Genomic DNA, 22,669 nt, shown 5'->3' with positions numbered 1-22,669 from the left:
GGGTCATCGCTCTTCCGGCGGGGTTCCGTACATCGCCACCTGGTGGAGGGCCGCGAGCGCATCGTCGATGGGATGGGGCTGCGGCCTGCCCGAGGAGTCGAGCCTGTTCCACCTCTGCAGGTTCACCGCGATGGACATCTGCCGCTTGCCGTCGGCACGGGTCATGGATATCGCTCCGGCACCCCAGACCGTGCCGCCATGGCCCCAGAAGGTGCCCTGGCCGGGAGCCGCCATCGGGTGCAGGCCGAGGCCGTAGTCGATCGTCCTGCCCTCTTGGGAGATGACCGGGACGGTGCGTTGCATCTGCGCCAGCGACGAGTGGCTGACGATCTGTCCGGCGAGCAGCATGCCGAAGAAGCGATTGAGGTCCGCGACGGTCGATATGAGCGAGGCCGCCGGTCCCACGAATGACATGTCATAGACGCTGTAGTCGCGCGGCGGGTCGATCATGCCGAGCCACGCCTCGTACATCTGCGAGTGCGGCCCGCCCACGTACGGTTCGGCGGGGAGTTCGGTGTCTCGGAGCCCGGCGCGTTCGATGACGTTCTGGGTGATGTACTTCTCGGCCGTCGTGCCGGTCACCTGTTCCAGGAGTTCGCCGAGGAGCAGGTAGTTGGTGTTGGAGTACACCCCCGGAGTGCCGCCCGGGGTGCCGACGGCAGGTGCGGTGACCCCCATCTCGATCAGTTCGGTGGGGTGGAATCGCGTGAGCCGGTTGTCGTCCAGGCTCTGGGGCGTGGTGTCCGCCAGGGCGGGGAACGCCTTGAGCGAGGGGTAGGCGTAAGGCAGGTATTCGGCGAGCCCGCTGGTGTGGTTGATCAACGTTCGGACCGTGATCGCGTCCCCGCGTTCTCCGGGAACCAACCTCGGCAGGTAACGGCCGATCGGCGTGTCGAGACCGATCTGACCGCTCTCGACCTGCTGCAGCACCGCGGCGGCGGTGAAGGTCTTGGTGATGCTGCCGACGCGGTGCCGCATGTCGGCGGTGACGGGACGACCGGTGGCGATGTCGGCGACCCCGGCGGCGCCGCGCCAGACCTGGTCGCCGTCACGTACCTCGGCGAACAGGCCCGGCATCCCGGCGCGGTGGACATTCTCGATGGCGGCGTTCAGCTCTGCGGGATCCAGTCGGTTCTGCAACATGTCCTTATTATGCACGCACCGCGTGCAACGGCAAGCGCACTGCTCTGAATCTGGACGAGAGGGGTGAGATGGCAGGCCGAAGGCGTTGGTCGACCGGTGAGATTCTGGACACGGCGGCGGAGTTGCCGCGCACGAGCGACGCCGAGTCGTTCAGCGTGCGTAAGCTCGCCGCGACGTCCGCCCTCTCGGGGCGGACCGCCGCGGCACGTTCGAAGAAATCCTCGCCACCCGACTGACCCGAATCGAGGCCGGTATCCCCTGACGTTGGGGGCCTGGATCGGCTTCGGAAGAAGGGCGCCGGCTCAGACGTAGCGCTCGAGGATCGAGGACTCGGCCAGGCGCGACAGGCCCTCGCGGACGCTGCGGGCCCGGGACTCGCCGACGCCGCCGACCGACTGCAGGTCGTCGATGCTGGCGGCGAGGAGCTTCTGCAGGCCGCCGAAGTGCTCGACGAGCCGCTCGACCAACAGGCTCGGCAGACGCGGGACCTTGGCGAGCAGGCGGTAACCCTTGGGGCTTACCGGCGTGTCGAGCGGGTCGTTGCCGCCGAAGTCGAGGACCTCGGCCACGGTGGCCAGGTCGAGGAGCTCGTTGGCCGAAAGCTGGTTGAGCGCGTCGAGGACCTCCGCGACCGAACGGGCGTGGTCCTCCGGCTGATAGTCGCGGACGATCAGCTCCCGGTCGACGTCGACGCCGGAGACCAGCTCGTCGAGCTGGAGGGACAGCAACCGCCCGTCGGTGCCGAGCTCGACGACGTAGCCGTTGATCTCGTCGGCGATGCGGCGGACCATCTCCAGTCGCTGCACGACCGCGCTGACGTCGCGGGCGGTGACGAGGTCCTCGATCTCCAGCGCCGACAGCGTGCCCGACACCTCGTCGAGCCGCAGCTTGTAGCGCTCGAGCGTGGCGAGGGCCTGGTTGGCGCGGGACAGGATCGCGGCGGAGTCCTCCAGGACGTAACGCTGGCCGTCGAGGTAGAGCGCGATGATCCGCATCGACTGGCTGACCGACAGCACCGCGTAGCCGGTCTGGCGGGCGACCCGCTCGGCCGTGCGGTGCCGGGTGCCGGACTCCTCGGTCGGGATCGTCGGATCCGGCATGAGGTGCACGCCGGCGCGCACGATGCGGGTGCAGTTGGCGTCGATGACGATGGCGCCGTCCATCTTGGCCAGCTCGCGCAGCCGGGTGGAGGAGAACTCGACGTCGAGCTCGAACCCGCCCGTGCACAGCCCGGCGACGACGCGGTCGTACCCCATCACGATGAGCGCGCCGGTGTGGCCGCGAAGAATGCGTTCCAGCCCGTCGCGGAGCTGCGTACCTGGAGCGATGCCGGCAAGGGTTGCGCGGCGTCGCTCGTCTCTGCCCTTGTCTTGTGCTGGCACGTGACCCCCGGAGGTCGCTGGACGGCGGTCAGTTTATCGGTGAACGCGGAAAGCCGACCCCGCTCCCCTCGCTCGGTCGTGGCGCGCCCGGCCTCATGCGTCCGCGCCGGCGACGGCGAACGCGATGCCGAGCGCCGTCCACACGTCATCCACTTCTGCCACTTGCATACCCTCATCCGTCACGATCGTGCCACTCGTGCGGCCCTTCGTCGGATCGAGCGACCCGCCCGGGACGATGGCGCGCCGGTAGCCGAGTCGGGCCGCCTCGGACAGGCGCCGCTTGGCCGCCTGTACGCCGCGGACCTCGCCGGCCAGCCCGACCTCACCGAAGGCGACCAGGTCGGAGGGGAGCGTGGCGTCGTTGGCCGCCCCGGTGATGGCGAGCGCCACGGCCAGGTCGACGGACGGCTCGCCGAGCCGCACGCCGCCCACCGTCGCGGCGTACACGTCGCGGTCGTGCAGCTTGATGCGGCAGCGGCGCTGCAGCACGGCGAGCATCATCGCGACCCGGGAGGAGTCGAGCCCGGAGGTCATCCGCCGGGGGTTGGCGAGCGGCGACGGGGCGACCAGCGACTGCACCTCGGCCACCAGCGGCCGCCGGCCCTCCAGCGTGACGGTCACGCAGGTGCCCGGGGCGGGCTTCTCCTGGCGGGTCAGGAACAGGCCGCTGGGGTCGGCGAGCCCGATGATCCCCATCTCCGACAGGTCGAAGCAGCCCAGCTCGTCGGTCGGTCCGTAGCGGTTCTTCACCGCGCGGATCATGCGCAGCCGGCTGTGCCGGTCGCCTTCGAAGTAGAGGACGACGTCGACGAGGTGCTCCAGGACGCGGGGGCCGGCGATCGAGCCGTCCTTGGTCACGTGGCCGACGACGACCGTGGTGATGCCGCGCTCCTTGGCGACCCGGATCAGGTTGGCGGCCACCTCGCGGACCTGGCTGACGCCGCCGGCGGCGCCGTCGATCTCCGCCGAGCCGATCGTCTGGATCGAGTCGACGACCACCAGCTCGGGCTGCACGGCGTCGATCTGGCCGAGGACGGCGGCCAGGTCGGTCTCGGCGGCGAGGTAGAGCCGGTCGGCGATCGAGCCGGTCCGGTCGGCCCGCAGCCGGACCTGCTCGGCCGACTCCTCGCCCGTGACGTACAGCGCGGTGCCGCGGCCGGCGTGCAGGGCCGCGACCTCCAGCAGCAGGGTGGACTTGCCGATGCCGGGCTCGCCGGCCAGCAGCACCACCGCGCCCGGCACCATGCCCCCGCCCAGCACGCGGTCCAGCTCGTCCAGCCCGGTGGCAACGGTCTGCGCGGCCTGCACGTCGACCTCGCCGATCGGCCGGGCCGGCGCGCTCACCGGGCCGGGCGTCACGACCCGCGCGGGCTTGGCCGCGCCCGCCACGTCGACCGTGCCCCACGCCTGGCACTCCCCGCAGCGCCCGACCCACTTGGACGTCTGCCAGCCGCACTCGGCGCAGCGGTACGCCTGCTTAACGCTCTTCGCCATGGCCGTGACTGTACGGCCCGCCGACGACAAATGAGAGTGACCTTGATGACCGAGGGTGACATAGTAATCACCGGCCGACTCCGGACAGGGGCATTGACGGATCCTGTCCGCCGGGCCTTACTGGCGGCCAGACGGGCAGGGGAGGGTGCGATGCGCAGGTGGATGGCGCTCGTGGCGATGGTTCCGACGCTCATCATGGGCGGTCCCGCGCGGGCGGCCATCAGCCGCTACGTCGCGCTCGGCGACTCGTTCACGGCGGGGCCCCTCATCCCGCACCGGCACGGCTCGCCGATCGCCTGCCTGCGCTCCGACCACAACTACCCGTCCCTGGTGGCGCGGATGCTCGAGCCGGTCGCGTTCACCGATGTGAGCTGCAGCGCCGCCACGACCGAGGACATGACCCGGGCCCAGTCCGTCCTGTTCGGGCACAACGCCCCCCAGCTCGACGCGGTGACCCGGGACACCTCGCTGGTGACGATCGGCATCGGCGGCAACGACATCGGCTACAGCCGCATCGTCCTCGCCTGCGCGACGCTCAGCCTCACCGCGCCCCACGGGACGCCCTGCACGCGGTACTACGGCGCGACCCTCGACCAGCGGATCGCCGCGACCGCGCCGAAGATCGCGGCGCTCCTGGAGGCCGTGCACGCCCGCGCGCCACGCGCCCGCGTCCTGCTCGTCGGCTATCCCCGCATGCTGCCCGCACGTAAGGGCTGCTGGCCGAACGTGCCCACGGCCGACGGCGACGTCCCGTTCCTCGACGCGTTCGAGCGACACCTCAACACGATGCTCGCCGAGCAGGCCCGGCTCGGCGGTGCGGGCTTCGTCGACGCCTACACCAGCGGCCGGCGGCACGACATGTGCGCCGCCGACCGGTGGGTCGAGGGCATCTTCGTCACCAACCCGGCCGCGCCGGTCCACCCGAACGCCAAGGGCATGCAGGCCGTCGCCGACCGGGTCCTCGCCGTGCTCGGAGCGTCCCGCGTAGCCGCCGACTGAGGGGGTACTTGTCAGTATTGCCGCCACCATAGGTTGACGGCATAGTCGACCTCGCAGCCCTCGACCTCGCCGAGGAACTCCTCGGCGAGCTCGGCCGGAAACTCGATCTTCAGTACGGCCTCGAGGTGCGCGCGGTCGTCGAAGCGCCAGCGAATGTCCAGTGGCGTACGGGAGAACCCATGCCGAGACCAGAACCGCTCGACCGCGTCGGGGTCGTAGGACGGCAGCCAGCGCCGGAACCACGTCCCGAAGGTCGACCGCGTGGCGTCGTTGTCGATGACGAACGCCGCGCCGCCGCGCCGGACGACCCGGCCGAGCTCCGCAAGCCCCGGTTCGCATCCCGGCCCGAAGAAGTACGCCCAGCGGGCGTGGACCACGTCCACCGACTTGTCGGGAACGGGCAGCGCCTGGGCCGCGCCGACGCGCACGGCGACGTTCGTGACCTCGGCCACGCGGCGGCGGGCCAGACCGGCCAGGCCCGCATGCGGTTCGACACCCACGACCCTGGCGGCGGTGCGCGCGAACGCGGGCAGATGGAAGCCGGTGCCGCAGCCCACGTCGAGTACGACCGCGCCGTCCCAGGGCCGGATCTCCCGCATGGCCCGTTCGATCCGGGCGTCCGGGTCGGCCGCGCGGTTCTCGAGTTCGTAGACCTGCGGACTGTTCCAGATGTTGGGGCTCGCTATGGCTCCGGCGGCGATCACGCCTCCACGGTAGACGCCGGGACGGCGGGCCGGACCAGGCGATGGAACGCATAGGCTTGCCGATTGTGGAAGAAGTCCTCCAGGTCCCCGACGCGCCCATCGTGCTGTCCTCGGCGTCGGTCTACCCGGAGAAGACGCCGGCCGCGTTCGACCTCGCCGCGCGCCTCGGGTACGACGGCATCGAAATCATGGTCACCGCCGATCCGGCGAGCCAGGACATCGACGTGCTGCGCAGACTCTCCGACTATCACCAGATCCCCATCACGTCGATCCACGCCCCCTGCCTTTTGCTGACCCAGCGCGTCTGGGGCCGTGAGCCCTGGGGCAAGCTGGTGCGCTCCAAGGATGCCGCCGAGAAGCTCGGCGCCGAGGTCGTCGTGGTCCATCCCCCGTTCCGCTGGCAGCGGGAGTACGCCCGCGAGTTCGAAGAGGGCCTCGCCCGCATGCAGGAGGAGACGGACGTCGTCTTCGCGGTGGAGAACATGTTCCCCGTACGCGCGCGGACGGCCGAGGTCGGGATGTACTCCCCGCATTGGAACCCCGTCGACCTGCCGTACCCCAACGTCACGGTCGACCTCTCGCACGCCGCCGTGTCCGGCTCGGACCCCCTCGAGATGGCGGACGCCCTCGGCGACCGGCTCGCGCACGTCCACCTCGCGGACGGCATCGGCATCGTCAACCGCGACGAGCACCTGGTCCCCGGCCGGGGCAACCAGCCGTGCGCCGAGATGCTGGAGCGCCTGGCCGCCCAGCGCTACACCGGCCAGATCGTCGTCGAGATCAACACGCGCCGCGCCGTCGACCGCGACCAGCGCGCCGACGACCTCGCCGAGTCGCTGGCGTTCGCCCGCCTCCACCTGGCCGCGGCCGCCCACGCCGGCTCCTGGCAGGTGAACTCCGAGGGCGAGGTCTCACCGTCGTGACCGCCGCCGCGGCCCCGTCGCCCGCACGGGCCGTGCCGGAGCGGACGCGGCTCGGGGAGGCTCGCGGATGACGGCGTCGGCGATCGTACGGGCCGTGCCCGAGTGCGGTCGGCTCACGGAGGCGCGCGGATGACGACGCCGACGCGCCGACCGGGGCGCCGACCGGGTCCCACCTCGTCGCGTGAGGACATCCTGGCGGCGGCGCGGGTGCTGTTCGGCGAGCGCGGCTACGACAAGGCCTCCATCCGGGCGATCGCCCGCGAGGCCGGTGTGGATCCGGCGCTGGTCCACCACTTCTTCGGCGCGAAGGAGCAGCTCTTCGCGGCCGCGATGCGGTTTCCGGTCGAGCCGGGCATGTTCCTGGGACAGGTGCTGGCGGGCCCGCGTTCCGAGCTCGGCGAGCGGCTGGCCCGGACGTTCCTCGGGCTCTGGTCGGATCCGCGGCTCAGGCCGCAGTTCATCGGGATCCTGCGGTCGGCGGCCACCAACGAGCAGGGGGCCGCGCTGCTGCGGGAGTTCGTCACCGGCACGATGCTGGTCCGCGTCGCCGAGGTTCTGGGCACGCCGAAGCTGAACATCACCGCCGCCGCGGCTCAGATGGTCGGCATCGTGATGCTGAAGTACGTCCTGGAGGTCGAGCCGCTGGCGTCCGCGACCGAGGACGACCTGGTGGCGTTGCTCGCGCCGACCCTGCAGCGCTACCTCGCCGACTGAGCCCTCAGGGGCGGAGGGCCTTCAGGGCGAGATCCACGAGGGCGTCGGCGTACTCGGGCTCGCTGATCTGGCCGAGGAGTATCCGGATGCCCTCGTGCGGCTGCCGCTGGACGTCGCCGACCGTGCGGCCGTGTGGGAAGGGGTCGACCGGGCCGCGGCGGCCTTCGGGCGGCTCGACGTGGTGGTCAACAACGCCGGAGGGTTGCTGCTCGGCATGGTCGAGGAGGCCACCGAGGAGCAGATCCGCGCCCATCTGGACGTCAACCTCTTCGGCGCGATCTGGGTCGCCCAGGCCGTCGTTCCGTACCTGCGGGCTCAGGGGTCCGGGCACATCCTCCAGGTCACCTCGATGGGTTCGGGTGGCGGATTCCCCTCGGTCGGGCTGTATGCGGCGGGCAAGGTGGCGCTGGACTCGGTCGGTCAGGCCCTCGCCATGGAGGTCGAGCCCTTCGGGATCAAGGTCACCATCGTCCAGCCCGGCGGGTACGACACCGGGCTGTTCACGGTGGGCACCACGACGACGGAGGCACGGCGGGAGTACGAGCCGCTGCGCGCCGAGCTGGCGGAGATGTGGGGCGATGACGCGGGCCCGGATCCGAAGACGGCCGCCCTGGTCATCATGGAGCTGGTCGACCTGCCGGACCCGCCCCTGCGATTGATCGTCGGCGGCGCCTCCTACGACATCGTCCAGCAGATGGACCAGGCTCGCACCGCGGAGTACCAAGCCTGGGAGCACCTCAGCCGCAAGGCACCGGGCTGACGGTCGAAGGGGTGGTCTCGGAACCTTGACGGCATCGCGTCGCAGGCATAAATTCAACGCATGATGAATTCTGCCGTCGAGGTCCGGGACCTCCGTGTCGCCAGAGGCGGGCGGACGGTCCTGCACGACCTGACCTTCGAGGTGCCACGCGGCTCCGTCGTCGGGCTGCTCGGGCCGAGCGGCTGCGGCAAGACCACGCTCATGCGCGCCGTCGTCGGCGTACAGATCGTCCAGAGCGGCACGGTCACCGTCCTCGGACGCCCGGCCGGCCACCGCGAGCTGCGCCGCCGCGTCGGGTACGCCACTCAGAACCCGGCCGTCTACGCCGACCTGACCGTCCGGGAGAACCTCCGGTACTTCGCCGCCGCGCTCGGCGCCGGCCGGGGCGACGTCGACCGGGTCGTCGAGGAGGTCGGCCTGGGCGGCGCCCGCGACCAGGTCGCCGCGAGTCTGTCCGGCGGGCAGCTGCACCGGGCGAGCCTCGCCGTCGCGCTCCTCGGCAGGCCGGAGCTGCTGGTCTTCGACGAGCCCACCGTCGGGCTGGACCCGGTGCTGCGCGGCGAGCTGTGGGAGCTGTTCCACGAACTGGCCGGCCGGGGCGTGACGCTGCTCGTCTCCAGCCACGTCATGGACGAGGCCGCCCGGTGCGAGCGGCTGATCCTCATGCGCGAGGGGCGGATCCTCGCCGACGACACCCCCGACGCGCTGCGCGAGCACACCGGCACCGACGACCTCGAACAGGCGTTCCTCAAGATCATCGAGCGAGAGAAGGTGGCGTCGTGAGCCTGGCGATCACGTTCGCGACGGCGCGGCGCATCCTGACCCAGCTCCGTCACGACCACCGCACGCTCGGACTGATCGTCGGCCTGCCGACGCTGCTGATGATCCTGCTGCGCTACGTCCTCGACCGGCCGGAGGCGTTCGACCGGTTCGGGCCGATGCTCCTGGCGGTCTTCCCCTTCACCGTGATGTTCATCGTGACGAGCATCGCCACCCTGCGCGAGCGGACCGGCGGCACGCTGGAGCGGTTGATGACGACGCCGCTCGGCAGGCTCGACCTGCTCCTCGGGTACGCGATCGCCTTCGGCCTCACCGCCCTCGTCCAGGTCGGGGTCGTCTCCACCGTCGCGCTCACCTGGCTCGGCCTCGACCTGCGCGGCTCGGTGTGGACGTTGCTCGCGCTGACCCTGCTCGCCGCGCTGCTCGGCGTGGCGCTCGGGCTGTTCGCCAGCGCGTTCGCCCGCACGGAGTTCCAGGCGGTGCAGTTCATGCCGGCCTTCGTGCTCCCGCAACTCCTGCTGGCCGGGCTGTTCGTGCCCCGCGACGAGATGGCCACGGCACTGCGCTGGGCGGCCGACGCGATGCCGCTGGCCTACCTCGTCGAGGCGATGCGGGAGCTGACCGGCCACCCGGGGCTCACCGGGACGCTCGTCCGCGACATGACGGTCATCGCCGGCTGCACCGCCCTCGCCCTGCTGCTGGGCGCCGCCACCCTCCCGCGCCGCACCCCGTGATCCGCGCCGCCGGTGCTCCGATCAGCGCCTGGCATAGCCTGATGGGCGATCGGGACAGTGTGGTCCCTTGGCTGAAGGGGGAGGCTTGCTCCGCCAGGCTCTCTTGGCCGCCTCACGCAGCGGCGGCGTACGCCGGATCGTCGAGACCGCGCCGTACACCAGAAGCGTCGTCCGCAGGTTCGTCGCGGGGGAGACCGTGGCCGACGCCCTCGCCATCACCGACGGGCTCATCTCCGACGGGCTGATGGTCACCATCGATCATCTCGGCGAGGACACCGTCGAGGCCGTCCAGGCCAAGACGATCACCGCCGAGTACGAACGACTCCTCGAGCGGATCGCCGGGGCCGGGTACGGGTCCCGCGCCGAGGTGTCGGTCAAGCTCACCGCGCTCGGACAGCTGCTCCCGGACGGCGAGCGGACGGCCCTGGAGAACGCCCGGCGCATCTGCGCGGCCGCCCGGAACGCCCGCACGACCGTGACCCTCGACATGGAGGAGCACACCACGGTCGACTCCACCCTGCGCATCCTGAAGGAGCTACGCCAGGACTTCCCCGACACCGGGGCGGTCATCCAGGCGTACCTCCGCCGCGCCGAGGAGTACTGTGCCGACCTCGCCGATGAGGGGTCGCGGGTCCGGCTGTGCAAGGGCGCCTACAACGCGCCCGACTCGGTGGCGTTCACCGGCAGGGACGCCGTCGACAAGTCCTACGTCCGGTGCATGCGGGTCCTGATGGCCGGGCGCGGGTACCCGATGATGGCCACCCATGACCCGCGGCTGATCGAGATCGCCGGGGCGCTAGCGGTACTCAACGATCGCAGGCACGACAGCTTCGAGTACCAGATGCTGTACGGCATCCGCCCGAACGAGCAGCGCCGGCTGACCGAACTCGGCGGGCAGGTGCGGGTCTACATCCCGTACGGCGCGGAGTGGTACGGCTACCTCATGCGGCGGCTGGCCGAGCGGCCCGCCAACGTCGGCTTCTTCCTGCGCTCGCTCGCCTCGAAGTCCTGAAGAACGCGGGAGGCGGACCGGCCCCGGCTCAGGGGACAACGCACACGGGAGGTGCGAGCCGGGGCGGTCCGCCGGACCCGGGCCCGAAGGCCCGGGCTCAGGACATACAGTCCCGATCTTTATTGCCGTTTCAAGCCGATCCCTTTCCCGCGATCAGCCGCCGGTGTAGGCGCGGATGATGGTCTGGTCGATCATTCCGCCGCCGTTGTCGGTGGCCTGGACGCGCAGGGACACGCCCTGGTCCTTGCCGGCCTTGGGGAGCGTGCCGGTGTACTTGCCGTTTCCGGCGTCGGCGATGGTGGCGGGCTGCCAGGTCTTGCCGTCGTCGAGGGAGGTCCACAGCTTCAGGCCGGTGGCCTTGGCGGCGGCCGATCCCTTGACCCGGGCGACGGTGAACGTGGCGGTGTCGCCGCTGGGGTGGTTGAGCAGGTCCAGCGGCAGGGCGTAGTCCACGGTCAGCAGCGGCACCCGGGTCTCACCCGGCTTGGAGCGGAACGTCCACGTCGTCGACGTCTTCCCCGACACCGGCACGACCTTGGACGCGTCCAGGTCGTAGACGAGCTGGTAGGTGCCTGCCATGGCCGGCACGGTGAAGTCGCCGTAGTAGTGCGTGGTCGTACCGGCGAGCGTCCCATTCGCGTACAGCTTCATCGTGCGCGTGCTGACGTTGTCCATGTCCCCCTGTACACAGTCGAATCCGTCGATTCGGTCCTGCAGGTCGACCAACTGGACGTGGATGTTGCCGCGCGCCCGTGTGGTCGGACCCGGGACGCACCCGCTGGGGGTGACCCCGGTCGCGGAGTACGGGCCGGGCCGGATCGGCTGCCGGGCCCAGTCGTCGGCGTACGACGAACCGGCGGAGTAGTGCCGCAACGGCACCTCGGTGACCCAAGAGTCGAGACCGGCGTTGTTCGGGGGTACTGCCTCCTCCAGCCAGCCGATTCCCGTTTCGGCGCTGACGTGGTCGGTACGGGCCGAGCCGCCGGCCACGTCCCCCGAGACCTCTGTGGTCAGGGCGCCCGCAGGGGTGACGCCGTAGCGCTTCTGCCAGACCGGCTTGGTCGTGTCGCCGCCGAGTGCGTGGAAGCGCTCGTCGATGCGGGCCAGGTCCTTCGGGTCCGCGGTGTAGTCGATCTTTTCGGGGACCCGGGAACCGACGTCGTGCAGTAGGTCGTACACGGTCTTGCCGTCGTCGCTCGACACCCGGCCGCCGACGTAGACCTGCAACGTCCCGGTCTGTGGGCTTTCGATCGGGTTGGTGAAGACGCTCGGAGAGATCGAGCTGTTAAAGGTGATGACGTCGAAACCCCAGATGCCGTCCGGGGTGCCGCGTTCGGCGTGAACGAGGACGTTGCTCGCGTTCGACGCGCCGGGGGCTGCGAGCTTCACCGGCTCGGCCTTCGAGGCGTCGAGCGTCACCGTGGTGTCCCGGTCGATGTTCACCTCGGCGGTGCCCACGAGCGCGGTGCGATACGCCCCACTCCCTCCTGCCACCTTCGAGTCGACGTTGCCGAGCACGGCGTAGCGGCCCGCCGCGACCGGCAGCGTGGCGACACCCGAGGCGTCGAAGTCCGGAACCTGGCTGAAGTTGTTCGGGTCGGCCAGGTTGAGCACCCCCACGTACGCGGACAAGTCACCGTCGGCCGTTCCCGGATAGGGCGTCGCCTTGAGGGTCAGGGTGTGGGTCTCCGGCTCGGCATAGGCCCCGATCGGGGTGTGGAGAGTGATGCCGTCGGCCTGTGCGGTGACCGCGCCGCTGTAGTAGCCGGCGGTCGTGAGACGGCCCGGGTTCAGGGTGAGCGTCGCGGAGGCGGTTCCGCCTGCCGGGACGGTCACCGAGGCGGGCACCTGGGCGGCGCCGGAATCGTGGCCGGCGTGATCGGCGAGCGTGGCCGACAGCCGTAGCTCGACCGGGGATGTGCCGGTGTTGGTCCAGCTGAGTTTCCTGGTGACGGCTTCGGTGGAGCCGTGGGCGATGTGACCGAATGCCACGCCGGAGTCGTCGGCGGTGACGGTGGCGGAGGTCGCTGCGGCGACGTCGAGTCGTCCGGCGCCGACCTGGTAGACCGTGCCCGGGACGGCGTGCGCGGTGGAGGTCAGTGCCGCCTTCAGCCGCGCGGGCGTCCAGTCGGGGTGCTTCTGCAGCAGGTCGGCGGCTGCTCCGGCGACGTGCGGGGTGGCCATCGAGGTGCCGCTGGCGGCGGTGTAGGTCGCGTCCACCGGGCTGCCCATCGTGGTGCCCGCCGCGCGGGCGGCGACGATGTCCACGCCGGGCGCGGCGATGTCCGGCTTCATGAGGACGCCGCCGCGGCTGGAGAAGGAGGCGAGCCTGTCATCCCCGTCCACGGCGCCGACGGTCAGCGCGGACGGCGCGATTCCGGGCGAGCCGATGGTGTTGTCGCCGGAGCCGCCGTCGTTGCCGGCCGCGACCACGAACAGGGTGCCGTACTGGGCGGTGAGGTCGTCGGCGGCCTTGGCCACCGGATCGCTGTCCGGATCGGGGGTGTCGTCGACCGCGCTGCCCAGGCTCATGCTGACGATCTTGGCCTGGGAAGCACCCCACTCCATTCCCTTGATGACGTCCGACTCGTTGCCCTCACCGTTGTCGCCCAGGACCTTGCCGATCAGCAGCTGGGCGTCGGGCGCGACGCCCCTGCGCTCGCCGTTCGCGGCGGCTCCGGTGCCGGCGATGGTGGCGGCGACGTGGGTGCCGTGGCCGAAGCGGTCGACGGTGTCGGTGCTGCCGGTGGCGAAGTTCTCCTGCTCCGCGATCTGGCCTTTCAGATCCGCGTGGGTGGCGTCGACGCCGGTGTCCAGGACGGCGACCTTGACACCCTTCCCGGTCGCACCCGCCTTCCAGGCGGCCGGAGCGCCGATCTGGTCCAGGTTGCGGTCCAGTTTGCTGACCTTGACCTTGCGGTCCAGCCAGATGTGCTGCACGCCGGAGGCGAGCTTCCCGGAGTCGGTCAGCGCGGCCGGGCGCTTGCCCTTCGTCTGGCGTACGGCGGTCGCGTGGACGGCCTTCAGGCTGCGGCCTTTACTGTCGCCGCCCTGCACGATCAACGGGAGGGTCGAACGAGAGGCGTCGTCGTCCCCCTCCTTGATCAACGTGGTGACGTTGAACAGGGCGGGATCGATCTTCTTGCCGATGAGCCGTCCGACGTCGGCCGGGATGACGCGGATCGTTCCGTCAGGCCGGATGTCCCGGACGAACGGCACGTTCGTCCGGCCCTTCCCCGGCTGGACGGACACCATCGCCGGGCGGTTCTTGACCGTATGCACCTGGACGGTGTCCCCGGTCAGCAGGGTCACCTTCCACGATCGGTCTGCGGGAAGCCTGGACGCGGCCGTCTTCGCACTGGTCGGGGACTCGACGGTGGGGGTGGCGGGCGCGGCGTTCGCGGTGGCCGGGATTCCGGCGGCCGCCACGGCGGCGAGCGTGATCACCACGCTCGCTCTCGGTCTTCTCATTCAGCGACTCGATCCTCTTTGACGACATCGGTCGCAGATGATCACCCGCAGAAGTCAGCTTCTTTCCGGCGAATTCGGGGTGTATCCGGCCGGATGTAATGCGTCGCCGGTGACGTCTCCCCGTTCGGTACGCTCTCGGATAGGACAGGAGGCTGCACGAATGATCGCGATTCTCGGTGCCGGCAAGATGGGTGAGGCACTGCTGTCCGGGGTGCTCCGGGCCGGGCGCAAGTCGTCCGAGCTGCTGGTCACGACGCGGCGTGAGGAGCGCGGGGCGCTGCTGCGCGAGCGGTACGGCGTCCAGGTCGTCACCAACGCCGAGGCCGCGGCGACCGCCGACACCCTCATCCTGGCCGTCAAGCCACAGGACATGGGCACGCTGCTCGCGGAGCTGAAGGACCACGTCCCGGCCGGTCGGCTGGTCATCTCCCTGGCGGCGGGCATCCCGACCGCGTTCATCGAGGAGCGGCTGCCGGAGGACGTCGCCGTCGTGCGCGTCATGTCCAACACGCCCGTCCACGTCGACGAGGCGATGAGCGTGATCTCCGCCGGCACGCACGCGGGCGAGGAGCACCTCAAGCTGACCGAGGAGCTGCTCACGCCGGTCGGCAAGGTGCTGCGCATCCCCGAGTCACTGCAGGACGCCGCGACCGCGCTGTCCGGCAGCGGCCCCGCGTACTTCTACTACCTCGTCGAGGCGATGGTCGACGCGGGCATCCTGCTCGGCATGCCGCGCGCCGCCGCACTCGAGATGGTGATCCAGTCGGCGGTGGGCGCGGCGGTCATGCTGCGCGACTCCGGCGACCACCCGGTCATGCTGCGCGAGGCGGTCACCTCGCCTGCCGGGACGACGATCTCGGCCATCCGCGAGCTGGAGCGCCACGGCGTCCGCGCCGCCGTCATCGAGGCGATCGAGGCCGCCCGCGACCGCGGCCGCGAGCTCGGCGCCGGCTGACCAGCGAGATCGGGACTTTTTACGCGGAGAATTGAACCGATCGGCCCGCAGAAACGGTAAGTCGGGTATGGGCCTGATACTTCGCCTGCTCGTCGTCGCGGGACTCGCGGTCGACGCGATCATTCACTTCCACCTGGCCGGAGACATGGGATCCCGGGGCAGCGGCCTCACAGAGGGCACGCTGTTCTGGATCCAGGGGGTCGTCGCCGCACTCGTCGCCGTCCTGGTGCTCATCCGCGCGAACCGTCTCACGTACGGGATCGCCTTCCTCGTCGCCGCCAGCGCGCTCGGCGCCGTGCTCCTGTACCGGTACGTCGACGTCGGATCGCTCGGACCGCTGCCGGACATGTACGAGCCGGTGTGGTACGCCGAGAAGGTCGCCACGACGGTCGCGGAGGCCGTGGCGACCGTCGCGGCGGCCCTCGGCCTCTGGCACGTCTCCGTACGGGAGCGCGTCAACGGCTGACCGGCGGGTGACGGGCGGCATCCCGGTTCCGACGCCCGTCGGCGGTGACAGGCGTTCTCGGCGGCGTCGACGCGGGGAGCCGGTCAGCGGGTGACGCGGCGGCCCCGGGCGATCTCGGCCGTCTCCAGCTCGCGCCGGGCGCGCAGCAGCAGCGCCACCCACGACCGGTAGGGCCGCCAGGCCTCGGCGATCGCCGCCAGCCGCGCCGGGCTGGGGTCGTGCAGGCCGTACTCGTGGGCCATCTCGTCGTGCAGCCGGCGCTCCGAGGCGGGGAACACGTCGGGGTGCCCCGCGCCCCGGATGAGGATGAGCTCGGCGGAGAACAGCCCGATGCCGGGGATCCGCTGTAGCTCGACGAGGGCCTGCGCGGTCTCCATGGCCCGCAGCCGACCGGCGTCGAGATCGCCGTCGAGCGCGGCGTGGGCGATGCCGTGCAGCCGCTCGATCTTGACCGGCGGCAGCCCGGGCACGTCGGTGACGGTCAGCAGCCGCTCCGGCCCGGGGAAGCTCGCGAGTCCGCCGACCCGATCGCCGAGGCGCTCGGCCATGCGCTGCTTGATCGCGGCCGCCTGCACGATGCGGATGCGGTGCCCGATCACGCTCCAGCAGGCCGCCTCGTACGGCGAGTGGAACAGCACCGGCCGCAGCCCCGGATGCTCCTGGCGCAGCCGGGCGACGTGCGGGTCGTCGATCGCGGCGAAGCCGGTGCCGTCGACGTCCACCGACAGGATGCGCCGGGCATGCTCGGCGGCCGGGCCCACGTCGTCGGGGTGCGCGTCGATCTCGGCGAGGACCGTGTCACCCTCCTGTCGGAGGCGCACGCCCACGGGCCGCCACGACGGTGCGGCAGGGAAGGCCAGCGCGAGGGTGCCGCGGTGGCGTCCCGCGTCCGGCCGCCCGGCCGGCGTGAACCCTTCGAGGAACTGGATGCTCGCCGCCAGGTCGAACGGCCCTTGAACCGCAAATGCGACGGTTTCGCTCATATCTCGATGGTCGCAAGGGGGTCGGACGTTTCCGGCGGGCTATACTTGCGGCATGCGAGGAACGCTGATCAACAACAGCAGCTGGTGGGCCGCCTGACGGCGGCCGATCCGACCTCGCGATCATCCAACGGCCGCCGCCTCGGCGGCCGTTTCGCATGCGCCGGCGAGGCGGCTCTCTCCAGGGAGTCACCGTGACCCGCGTCCTCAGCCTCTTCACCCCGTCCGGTCGCCCGACCCTCGGCAACCTGCTCGGCGCGCTACGCCCGTCCGCGCAGCGGCTCGGCCCGGACGCGTCCCGTACGGACCACGTGTACGGCATCTCCGACCTGCATGCCCTCACGACCCCGCACGATCCGGCGCAGCTGAACGAGCGGTCCCTGGAACTCGCCGGACTGGCGATCGCAGCCGGGATCGACCCGGAGCGGTGCGTGTTCTTCCGGCAGAGCACCGTTCCCGGGCACACCGAACTGGCGTACCTCATGGAGAGCACCGCCTACTACGGCGAGATGCACCGGATGATCCAGTTCAAGGAGAAATCCGCGCGCCAGGAGGCCGTCCGCCTGTCGCTGCTCACCTACCCGACGCTGATGGCCGCGGACATCCTGCTCTACCAGGCCACCGAGGTGCCGGTCGGCGCGGACCAGTCCCAGCACGTCGAGCTGACCCGGGACCTGGCCGAGCGCTTCAACCGGCAGTACGGCGAGGTGTTCGCACTGCCCCGCGCGGTGCACCCCGCCGCGGCGGCCCGCGTCATGGACCTGGCCGAGCCGTCGCGGAAGATGAGCAAGTCGGTCGACTCCCCTGGAACGATCTACCTGCTCGACCCGGTCGACGTCGTACGGCGCAAGGTCATGCGGGCGGTCACCGACTCCGGCTCCGAGGTGACGTACGACCCGGCGGCCAAGCCAGGGGTGTCCAACCTGCTGAGCATCCTGTCCGCGTGCACGGACGTGCCGGTCGAGGCGCTGTCGTACGACTCGTACGGCGCGCTGAAGCGGGACACCGCGGAGGCGGTGATCGCAGTCCTCGAGCCGCTGCAGAAGGGCTACGCCGCCATCGCCGCGGACCGTACGGAACTGGAGGCGGTGCTCCGTGCCGGGGCCGAGCAGGCCCGCGCCCTGGCCGAGCCGACGCTCGCGGCGGCGAGGAGTGCCATCGGGCTGACCGCCTGAAGGTGCGCCCGCCGTCCGGTCGCCAGACGGGGAGGCGGCCGGACGGCGGACGGTGCGGGAGGCGGCCGCATGAGGGTGGCGGTCTCGTGGAGGCGGCGGGCGTGTGAGGGAGCGGGTCGTGTGAGGGGCCGGTCGCGTTGGCGGCGGGTCCTTCGCAGAGAGCGGGTCCTGTGAGGGCGGCGGGGCCTGTGAGGGGGACGGGTCTCGTTGGGTCCGGGTGGTGGGTCCTGTGAGGGGCGGCGTCAGGCGGCTTCGGGGAGCGAGCCGTGGCCGACGTGGCGGTGGATGAAGCGGGCGGTCTCCCGCATCGCGGCGTCGGACTCCGGGAGCAGCCGGTTGAACATCTGGAAGACGTGCATCTGCCCAGGCCACACCTGCAGCTCGTAGGCGGCTCCGGCCTCGGCCAGCACCTCGGCGAACCGTTCCGCCTCGTCACGCAGCACCTCGATGCCGCCGACCTGGATGAGGAACGGCGGGAGATCGGCGCTCGCGCAGTTGAGCAGGGACAGTCGTGGATCGTTCCAATCGCCGGACCCCACGTACAGCCGGCCGAATCGCGTCGCGACGGCCGGGACGATGAAGGGATCTTTGCGCAGCATCGGCGAGGTCATCGCCAGCTCGCCGGTCAGGTCGATCCAGGGGGAGAAGAGCACGACGCCGCCCGGTGCGGGCAGGTCCGTGCGGCAGGCCTCGCCGGTCAGGGCCGTCGCGAGATGCCCGCCGGAGGAGTCCCCCACGACGATGATCCGCTCTGGGGGCAGGCCGCGCGCCAGCAGCAGCCGGTACGCGTCCAGCGCGTCCTCGAACGCCGCCGGGAACGGGTGCTCGGGCGCCTGCCGGTAGCGCGGCGCGAGCACCGGCAGGCCCGTGTCCATCGCGAGCCGGGTGGTGATCACCCGGTGGGTGCGCGGGGAGCAGATCGCGTACGCCCCGCCGTGCAGGTAGAGGATCACGCCGTTCCGTGCGTCGCCGCCGGGCGGGCGGAGCCACTCGCCGCGGACCGCGCGCCGGATCGCGGGGATCTCCACGCACGGGTCGTTGAACGGCTCGACGCTGACGCGGGGGTCGGCTCGCAGGCAGTGGGAGCCCGCGCCCAGGAGTGTGCGCCACAGCCGGACGCCGGCCGGCCCGCCTTTGACGCGGCCGGAGAAAGGCCGGATCCCCAGCCGGATGGCCGCGGCGAGCGCGCGGCTCTGCGAGCTGGGGACCCGTACGTACGGGGGAAGTCCGGCGTCTTCGACATCGGCCATCGCAACCGCCTCCCGGGCCAGAAGTCACCTGCTTAGTTAGATGCCCCACAAGTCCGCTTCCTCACGTCACAAACGTGTAGAGTCGGACATCAGACGTCTGACATCTGGCAGGAGGGGGGCCCGGCGTGTCACTGCAGCCGGTGCAACGCGGGTCGGCGGTCGAGGCCGTGCTCGACCAGATGCACGAACAGGTCGCCTCCGGCGCGTGGGCGGTCGGCGACCGGATCCCCGGCGAGCACGAACTGTGCGCAGCGCTGGGGGTCAGCCGGCCCGCCGTACGCGAGGCGATCCGCGCCCTCAGCCACGTCGGCGTGCTGGAGGTGCGCCGGGGCGACGGCACGTACGTGCGCAGCGCCGCCGACCCGCGTCCGCTGCTGCGGCGGGTCGAGCGGGCGTCGCTGCGCGACGTCTTCGAGGTCCAGCTCGCGTACGACGTCCAGGCGGCCAAGCTCGCGGCCGTGCGCCGCTCCGAGGACGACCTGCGGCGTCTCGAAGAGCTCCTGCACGACCGCGACGTCGCCGAGGACCCGGCCGTCTTCGGCGAGGCGGACTCCCGGTTCCACCTGGGCGTCGTCGAGGCGGCTGGCAACCCGCTGCTGGCCGAGGCGTTCCGGTTCTTCCGGCACCGGCTGCGCGAGTCGCTGAGCGTGCTCCGCGAGGACCGCGACCTGCCCGAGGCCGGTCCGGCCGCGCACCACGTCGTGCTGGCGGCGATCGCCGAGCGCGACGCCGAGGCGGCCGGCCGCGCGGCGGCCCGCGTCGTCGAACCGACCCTTCGCGCGCTGGAGGAGGTTCTGTGAGGCGTTACGCCGGGATTGCGCTGATCGTCCTTGTCGCGCTGAACCTGCGCCCGGCGATCGTCGCCGTCGGCCCGCTGCTCAGCCAGATCCAGGGCGACCTGCACCTGTCTAGTACGGCGGCGGGCGCGCTGACCACGCTGCCGCTGGTGTTCTTCGGCTCGTTCGGGCTGGTCCTTCCCCTGCTGCGGCGCTCGCCGCGCGGAGAGCCCCTGCTGGTCGGCAGCATGCTCCTGCTCGTCGTCGCGCTGCTGGTGCGCGTGCTCCCCTCGCAGGTCGCGCTGTTCGGCGGGGCGCTCCTGGCCGGGATCGCGATCAGCGTCGGCAACATCGCCGTCCCGGCGATCATCAAGCGGGACCACCCGCAGAAGATCACGGCGGTCACGGCGATCTACACGATCGCGGTGACCTGCGGCGCGGCCGTCTCCTCGGCCGTGGCGGTGCCGGTCGAGCACGCCGCCGGGTCGACCTGGCGGCTGCCCCTCGCGCTGCTGGCCATCCCGGCCGCCGTGGCCGGGCTCGCCTGGCTGCCCCGCGCCCGGACGGCCGCCGCGACGGTGCCGCCCGCCGCCGGATCGCCGCAGGTCTGGCGCTCCGGGCTGGCCTGGCAGGTCACCGCGTTCATGGGGATCCAGTCGCTGGGGGCGTACGTCGTCTCCGGCTGGCTGCCGACCCTCTGCCAGGACCGTGGGCTGAGCGAGACCGCGGCCGGGTACGCCCTCGGCGTCACCAGCCTCCTGCAGGCCGTGGGCGCGCTGGCCGTGCCGGTGATCGAACGCCGGCTGCGCGACCAACGGCCGCTCGTCGTGCTGACCATCGCGCTGGGCATCGTCGGCTTCGCCGGCACCGCCTGGGCGCCGATCGGCTCGGTCTGGCTGTGGATCATCGTGCTCGGGCTGGGACAGGGCATGGGGTTCGCCACCGCCCTGTCGTTCATCGGCCTGCGCGCCCCCGACGCGCACGTCGCCGCCCAGCTGTCCGGGATGGCGCAGGGCGTCGGTTACGTGATCGCCGCCCTCGGCCCGCTCGCCATCGGCGCACTGCACGACGCCACCCACGGCTGGAGCGTTCCATCCATCGTGATGATGATCGTGATGCTGACCCTGGTGGTGCCCGGTCTCGGCGCCGGCCGCGCTCGCACGATCGGCGCCGAACCCGAACCCGTTCTCGTCAGCCGCCGCTGACCTTGGGCGCGCTGTCGGCGACCCGGACGCTCAGCTGAGCGGTCGACTCCGTGACGGTCCCGACGGGCGCCTGCGCCTTCTCGGCGTCCACGACCACGGTCCGCTGACCGAGGAACGTGTAGGTCCGGCGGTCGAAGATGTACTCCGTCCGCTCGCCCGCCGCCGGCTCGACCCTGGCGACCGCCACGCCCGTACGGCCGGCGGCGTCCTCGGCGGACCCGACGGCCTCCGCCCCGGGAATGGTCGCGGCGGCCCGGAACAGCGCCGCGCGCTGCGCGGCCGGCATGTACGCCTCCGTGAGCATGCCGCCGACGCGCGACCACGCCTCCAGGTCACCCTGGGCGGTCCCCGCCTTCAGGCCCGTGTACAGGTGTGCCCGCATGCCCTTCGGGTCGGCGGGCAGCCGGCTCAGGTACGCGTAGTCGGTCCGCAGGTACTCGGCCCGGTTGTCGACGTCGGCCGCCCGCGTCGGACCCGTCGTCCCGACCTCCTGCCGGGCCTCGGGCGGGAGCGGCCAGTTCCCGTACTGCTTGGCCGGCAGGCCCCGCTCCAGCAGGACGCCGCCGGTGGCCCGGCCGGACACGGGCAGCCAGATCGTCCGCCTGGCGCGGCTGAGGTAGCGGGAGTGACCGTGTTCCTTCGAATTCGAATCGGTGGGCTCCATGGTCTGCGATTCGAAGACCAGGAACTGGCCGGGCTTCGGGTGCAGTTCACGCTGCCGGCTCGCCGCGTCGGCGGCGTGGCCGAGGGTCTGGACGACCGCGACCGGGACGGCCTGTGGCAGGTACGACGATCCCGGGCCGCGCGAATGCACCCCGGTGAGCGCGACACCGGCGACGGACGCGGCGGCCAGCCCGGTGGCGACACCGGCCACGAGAACGGGCCGGGGGCGGCCCCCGCCGACCGGGCGCATCAGGCGTTCCAGGACACCCGAGCCCGGCAGCCGCTCGGACCCCGGCGTGGCGATCTCGGCGAGCAGCCGCCGTTCCTCGCCCCGCAGCTCTGCCGGGGTGGGCGTCGGAATATCCGACCCCATGAGGTTGAGCTGGGCCATCTCATCCATGGTTGAGCTCCTCGCTGACAGAAGTGGGGTTGACGCCGCCGAGTTCCGCGCGCAGCTTCTTCCGGGCCCGGTTCACGCGGGAGCGCACCGTTCCGATCGGCACTCCGAGGGCCTGCGCCGCCTCCTGGTAACCGAGGTCGCCCCACGTCACCAGCAGCAGGGCGTTCCGGTGCCCGGCCGGCAGTCTCCTCAGGGCGGCCGCCAGGCTCTTGCGCACGGCCACCGCGCTCACCCGCTCGTCCGCGCGATCCGTGAACGGCTCGGCGGCCGGATCGACCCCGCTCCGTTCGAGGGCACGCAGCCGCCGTACCTCGGTGCGCTGATGCCGCCCGATCCGGTGCGTCGCGATGCCGTACAACCACGGCCGCGCGCTCGGGCAGGTCAGGTCGTACCGCTCCCGCTGCCGGAACGCCGTCAGGAACGTCTCGGCCACGACGTCCTCCGCGGCGTCGGGACCCAGCCTCCGGGTGACGTACCGCTTGATCTCAGGGGCGTGCCGACGGAACACCTCGGCGAACACTTCGGGCTCTCGCCGGGACCGCTCGATCACGGCGGCGTCGTCGGCCTCCGTGGCGGTCCGGCTCATCTCGCTCATACTCCGGCCTCTCGGCGTCGGTCAGGACACCCTCTGTAGCCCGCTCGAACCGTACGGGTTCCCGATCCGGGCAAGATCGCCTCATCCG

General features: G+C 71.5%; 21 protein-coding genes. 12 read left to right on the top strand and 9 right to left on the bottom strand.

The features are described 5' to 3' along the window. Positions 1–3: 3 nt before the first annotated feature. The 3 genes from AB0I04_RS16455 to radA all read right to left on the bottom strand — a co-directional run bounded on the left by AB0I04_RS16455 (position 4) and on the right by radA (position 4,019). Complete coding sequence (locus tag AB0I04_RS16455) at positions 4–1,143, bottom strand: serine hydrolase domain-containing protein (RefSeq protein WP_360884893.1); 1,140 nt, start codon at positions 1,141–1,143, stop codon at positions 4–6. Positions 1,144–1,445: 302 nt separating this feature from the next. Next, positions 1,446–2,525, bottom strand: a complete 1,080-nt coding sequence (gene disA / locus AB0I04_RS16450) for a DNA integrity scanning diadenylate cyclase DisA (RefSeq protein ID WP_360884890.1) — start codon at positions 2,523–2,525, stop codon at positions 1,446–1,448. Positions 2,526–2,618: 93 nt separating this feature from the next. Beyond that, a complete protein-coding gene (gene radA / locus AB0I04_RS16445; RefSeq protein ID WP_360884887.1) occupies positions 2,619–4,019 on the bottom strand; it encodes a DNA repair protein RadA in 1,401 nt (466 codons plus the stop codon). Positions 4,020–4,169: 150 nt separating this feature from the next. Here radA and AB0I04_RS16440 point away from each other — a divergent pair, with 150 nt between their 5' ends. Further along, the gene (locus AB0I04_RS16440) at positions 4,170–5,018 is read left to right on the top strand and encodes an SGNH/GDSL hydrolase family protein (protein WP_360884884.1); all 849 of its coding nucleotides are present in this window, start codon (positions 4,170–4,172) and stop codon (positions 5,016–5,018) included. A gap of 11 nt (positions 5,019–5,029) precedes the next feature. Here AB0I04_RS16440 and AB0I04_RS16435 read toward each other — a convergent pair whose 3' ends face one another. Beyond that, complete coding sequence (locus AB0I04_RS16435) at positions 5,030–5,722, bottom strand: class I SAM-dependent methyltransferase (RefSeq protein WP_360884881.1); 693 nt, start codon at positions 5,720–5,722, stop codon at positions 5,030–5,032. Between the two features lie 65 nt (positions 5,723–5,787). Between AB0I04_RS16435 and AB0I04_RS16430 the strand changes: the two genes are divergently transcribed. From AB0I04_RS16430 to AB0I04_RS16405, 6 genes are all read left to right on the top strand, one after another. Continuing rightward, the gene (locus AB0I04_RS16430; protein WP_360884878.1) at positions 5,788–6,645 is read left to right on the top strand and encodes a sugar phosphate isomerase/epimerase; all 858 of its coding nucleotides are present in this window, start codon (positions 5,788–5,790) and stop codon (positions 6,643–6,645) included. Positions 6,646–6,774: 129 nt separating this feature from the next. Next, positions 6,775–7,359 (top strand): TetR family transcriptional regulator, encoded by a 585-nt coding sequence (locus AB0I04_RS16425; protein WP_360884875.1) that lies wholly within the window; start codon positions 6,775–6,777, stop codon positions 7,357–7,359. Between the two features lie 31 nt (positions 7,360–7,390). Next, a complete protein-coding gene (locus AB0I04_RS16420) occupies positions 7,391–8,119 on the top strand; it encodes an SDR family NAD(P)-dependent oxidoreductase (protein ID WP_360885339.1) in 729 nt (242 codons plus the stop codon). 60 nt (positions 8,120–8,179) lie between these two features. Further along, positions 8,180–8,902: an ABC transporter ATP-binding protein gene (locus AB0I04_RS16415; RefSeq protein ID WP_360884872.1), complete on the top strand. Its 723-nt coding sequence runs from the start codon at positions 8,180–8,182 to the stop codon at positions 8,900–8,902. After that, positions 8,899–9,633 carry an ABC transporter permease gene (locus AB0I04_RS16410; RefSeq protein ID WP_360884869.1) on the top strand — a complete coding sequence of 245 codons (735 nt, stop codon included), beginning with the start codon at positions 8,899–8,901 and terminating at the stop codon, positions 9,631–9,633. Before AB0I04_RS16415 ends, AB0I04_RS16410 begins: the two co-directional genes overlap by 4 nt. Before the next feature lie 85 nt (positions 9,634–9,718). Continuing rightward, the gene (locus tag AB0I04_RS16405) at positions 9,719–10,645 is read left to right on the top strand and encodes a proline dehydrogenase family protein (protein ID WP_360884866.1); all 927 of its coding nucleotides are present in this window, start codon (positions 9,719–9,721) and stop codon (positions 10,643–10,645) included. Positions 10,646–10,798: 153 nt separating this feature from the next. Here AB0I04_RS16405 and AB0I04_RS16400 read toward each other — a convergent pair whose 3' ends face one another. Further along, positions 10,799–14,116: a S8 family serine peptidase gene (locus AB0I04_RS16400; protein ID WP_360884863.1), complete on the bottom strand. Its 3,318-nt coding sequence runs from the start codon at positions 14,114–14,116 to the stop codon at positions 10,799–10,801. A gap of 160 nt (positions 14,117–14,276) precedes the next feature. Between AB0I04_RS16400 and proC the strand changes: the two genes are divergently transcribed. Continuing rightward, entirely contained in the window at positions 14,277–15,071 is a 795-nt protein-coding gene (proC, locus tag AB0I04_RS16395; protein ID WP_360884860.1) for a pyrroline-5-carboxylate reductase, read from the top strand. 67 nt (positions 15,072–15,138) lie between these two features. Continuing rightward, positions 15,139–15,537 carry a hypothetical protein gene (locus AB0I04_RS16390; RefSeq protein ID WP_360884857.1) on the top strand — a complete coding sequence of 133 codons (399 nt, stop codon included), beginning with the start codon at positions 15,139–15,141 and terminating at the stop codon, positions 15,535–15,537. Positions 15,538–15,620: 83 nt separating this feature from the next. Here the strand turns inward: AB0I04_RS16390 and AB0I04_RS16385 are convergent, their stop codons facing one another. Continuing rightward, positions 15,621–16,520 carry a hypothetical protein gene (locus AB0I04_RS16385; protein WP_360884854.1) on the bottom strand — a complete coding sequence of 300 codons (900 nt, stop codon included), beginning with the start codon at positions 16,518–16,520 and terminating at the stop codon, positions 15,621–15,623. Between the two features lie 191 nt (positions 16,521–16,711). Here AB0I04_RS16385 and trpS point away from each other — a divergent pair, with 191 nt between their 5' ends. Further along, positions 16,712–17,692, top strand: a complete 981-nt coding sequence (gene trpS, locus AB0I04_RS16380) for a tryptophan--tRNA ligase (RefSeq protein WP_360884851.1) — start codon at positions 16,712–16,714, stop codon at positions 17,690–17,692. A 242-nt stretch (positions 17,693–17,934) separates the two neighbouring features. On the opposite strand, the gene AB0I04_RS16375 is transcribed toward trpS, so the two are convergent. Then, positions 17,935–18,942 carry an alpha/beta hydrolase gene (locus tag AB0I04_RS16375; protein WP_360884848.1) on the bottom strand — a complete coding sequence of 336 codons (1,008 nt, stop codon included), beginning with the start codon at positions 18,940–18,942 and terminating at the stop codon, positions 17,935–17,937. Positions 18,943–19,067: 125 nt separating this feature from the next. On the opposite strand from AB0I04_RS16375, the gene AB0I04_RS16370 reads away from it, so the two are divergent. Beyond that, positions 19,068–19,742 (top strand): FCD domain-containing protein, encoded by a 675-nt coding sequence (locus AB0I04_RS16370; protein WP_360884845.1) that lies wholly within the window; start codon positions 19,068–19,070, stop codon positions 19,740–19,742. Further along, a complete protein-coding gene (locus AB0I04_RS16365; RefSeq protein WP_360884842.1) occupies positions 19,739–20,923 on the top strand; it encodes an MFS transporter in 1,185 nt (394 codons plus the stop codon). Before AB0I04_RS16370 ends, AB0I04_RS16365 begins: the two co-directional genes overlap by 4 nt. Here the strand turns inward: AB0I04_RS16365 and AB0I04_RS16360 are convergent. Together AB0I04_RS16360 and AB0I04_RS16355 are read right to left on the bottom strand one after the other, a co-directional pair. After that, positions 20,910–21,986 carry a CU044_5270 family protein gene (locus tag AB0I04_RS16360; RefSeq protein ID WP_360884839.1) on the bottom strand — a complete coding sequence of 359 codons (1,077 nt, stop codon included), beginning with the start codon at positions 21,984–21,986 and terminating at the stop codon, positions 20,910–20,912. The two genes, AB0I04_RS16365 and AB0I04_RS16360, sit on opposite strands and share 14 nt — an antisense overlap. After that, positions 21,979–22,581, bottom strand: a complete 603-nt coding sequence (locus AB0I04_RS16355) for an RNA polymerase sigma factor (protein ID WP_360884837.1) — start codon at positions 22,579–22,581, stop codon at positions 21,979–21,981. The genes AB0I04_RS16360 and AB0I04_RS16355 overlap by 8 nt, the downstream gene beginning before the upstream one ends. Between the last annotated feature and the right edge of the window lie 88 nt (positions 22,582–22,669).

Origin of the sequence: Actinoallomurus sp. NPDC050550 (assembly GCF_040655075.1) — a bacterium.
Taxonomy (GTDB): Bacteria; Actinomycetota; Actinomycetes; order Streptosporangiales; family Streptosporangiaceae; genus Actinoallomurus.
This window is presented reverse-complemented; position numbering and strand designations above follow the sequence as displayed.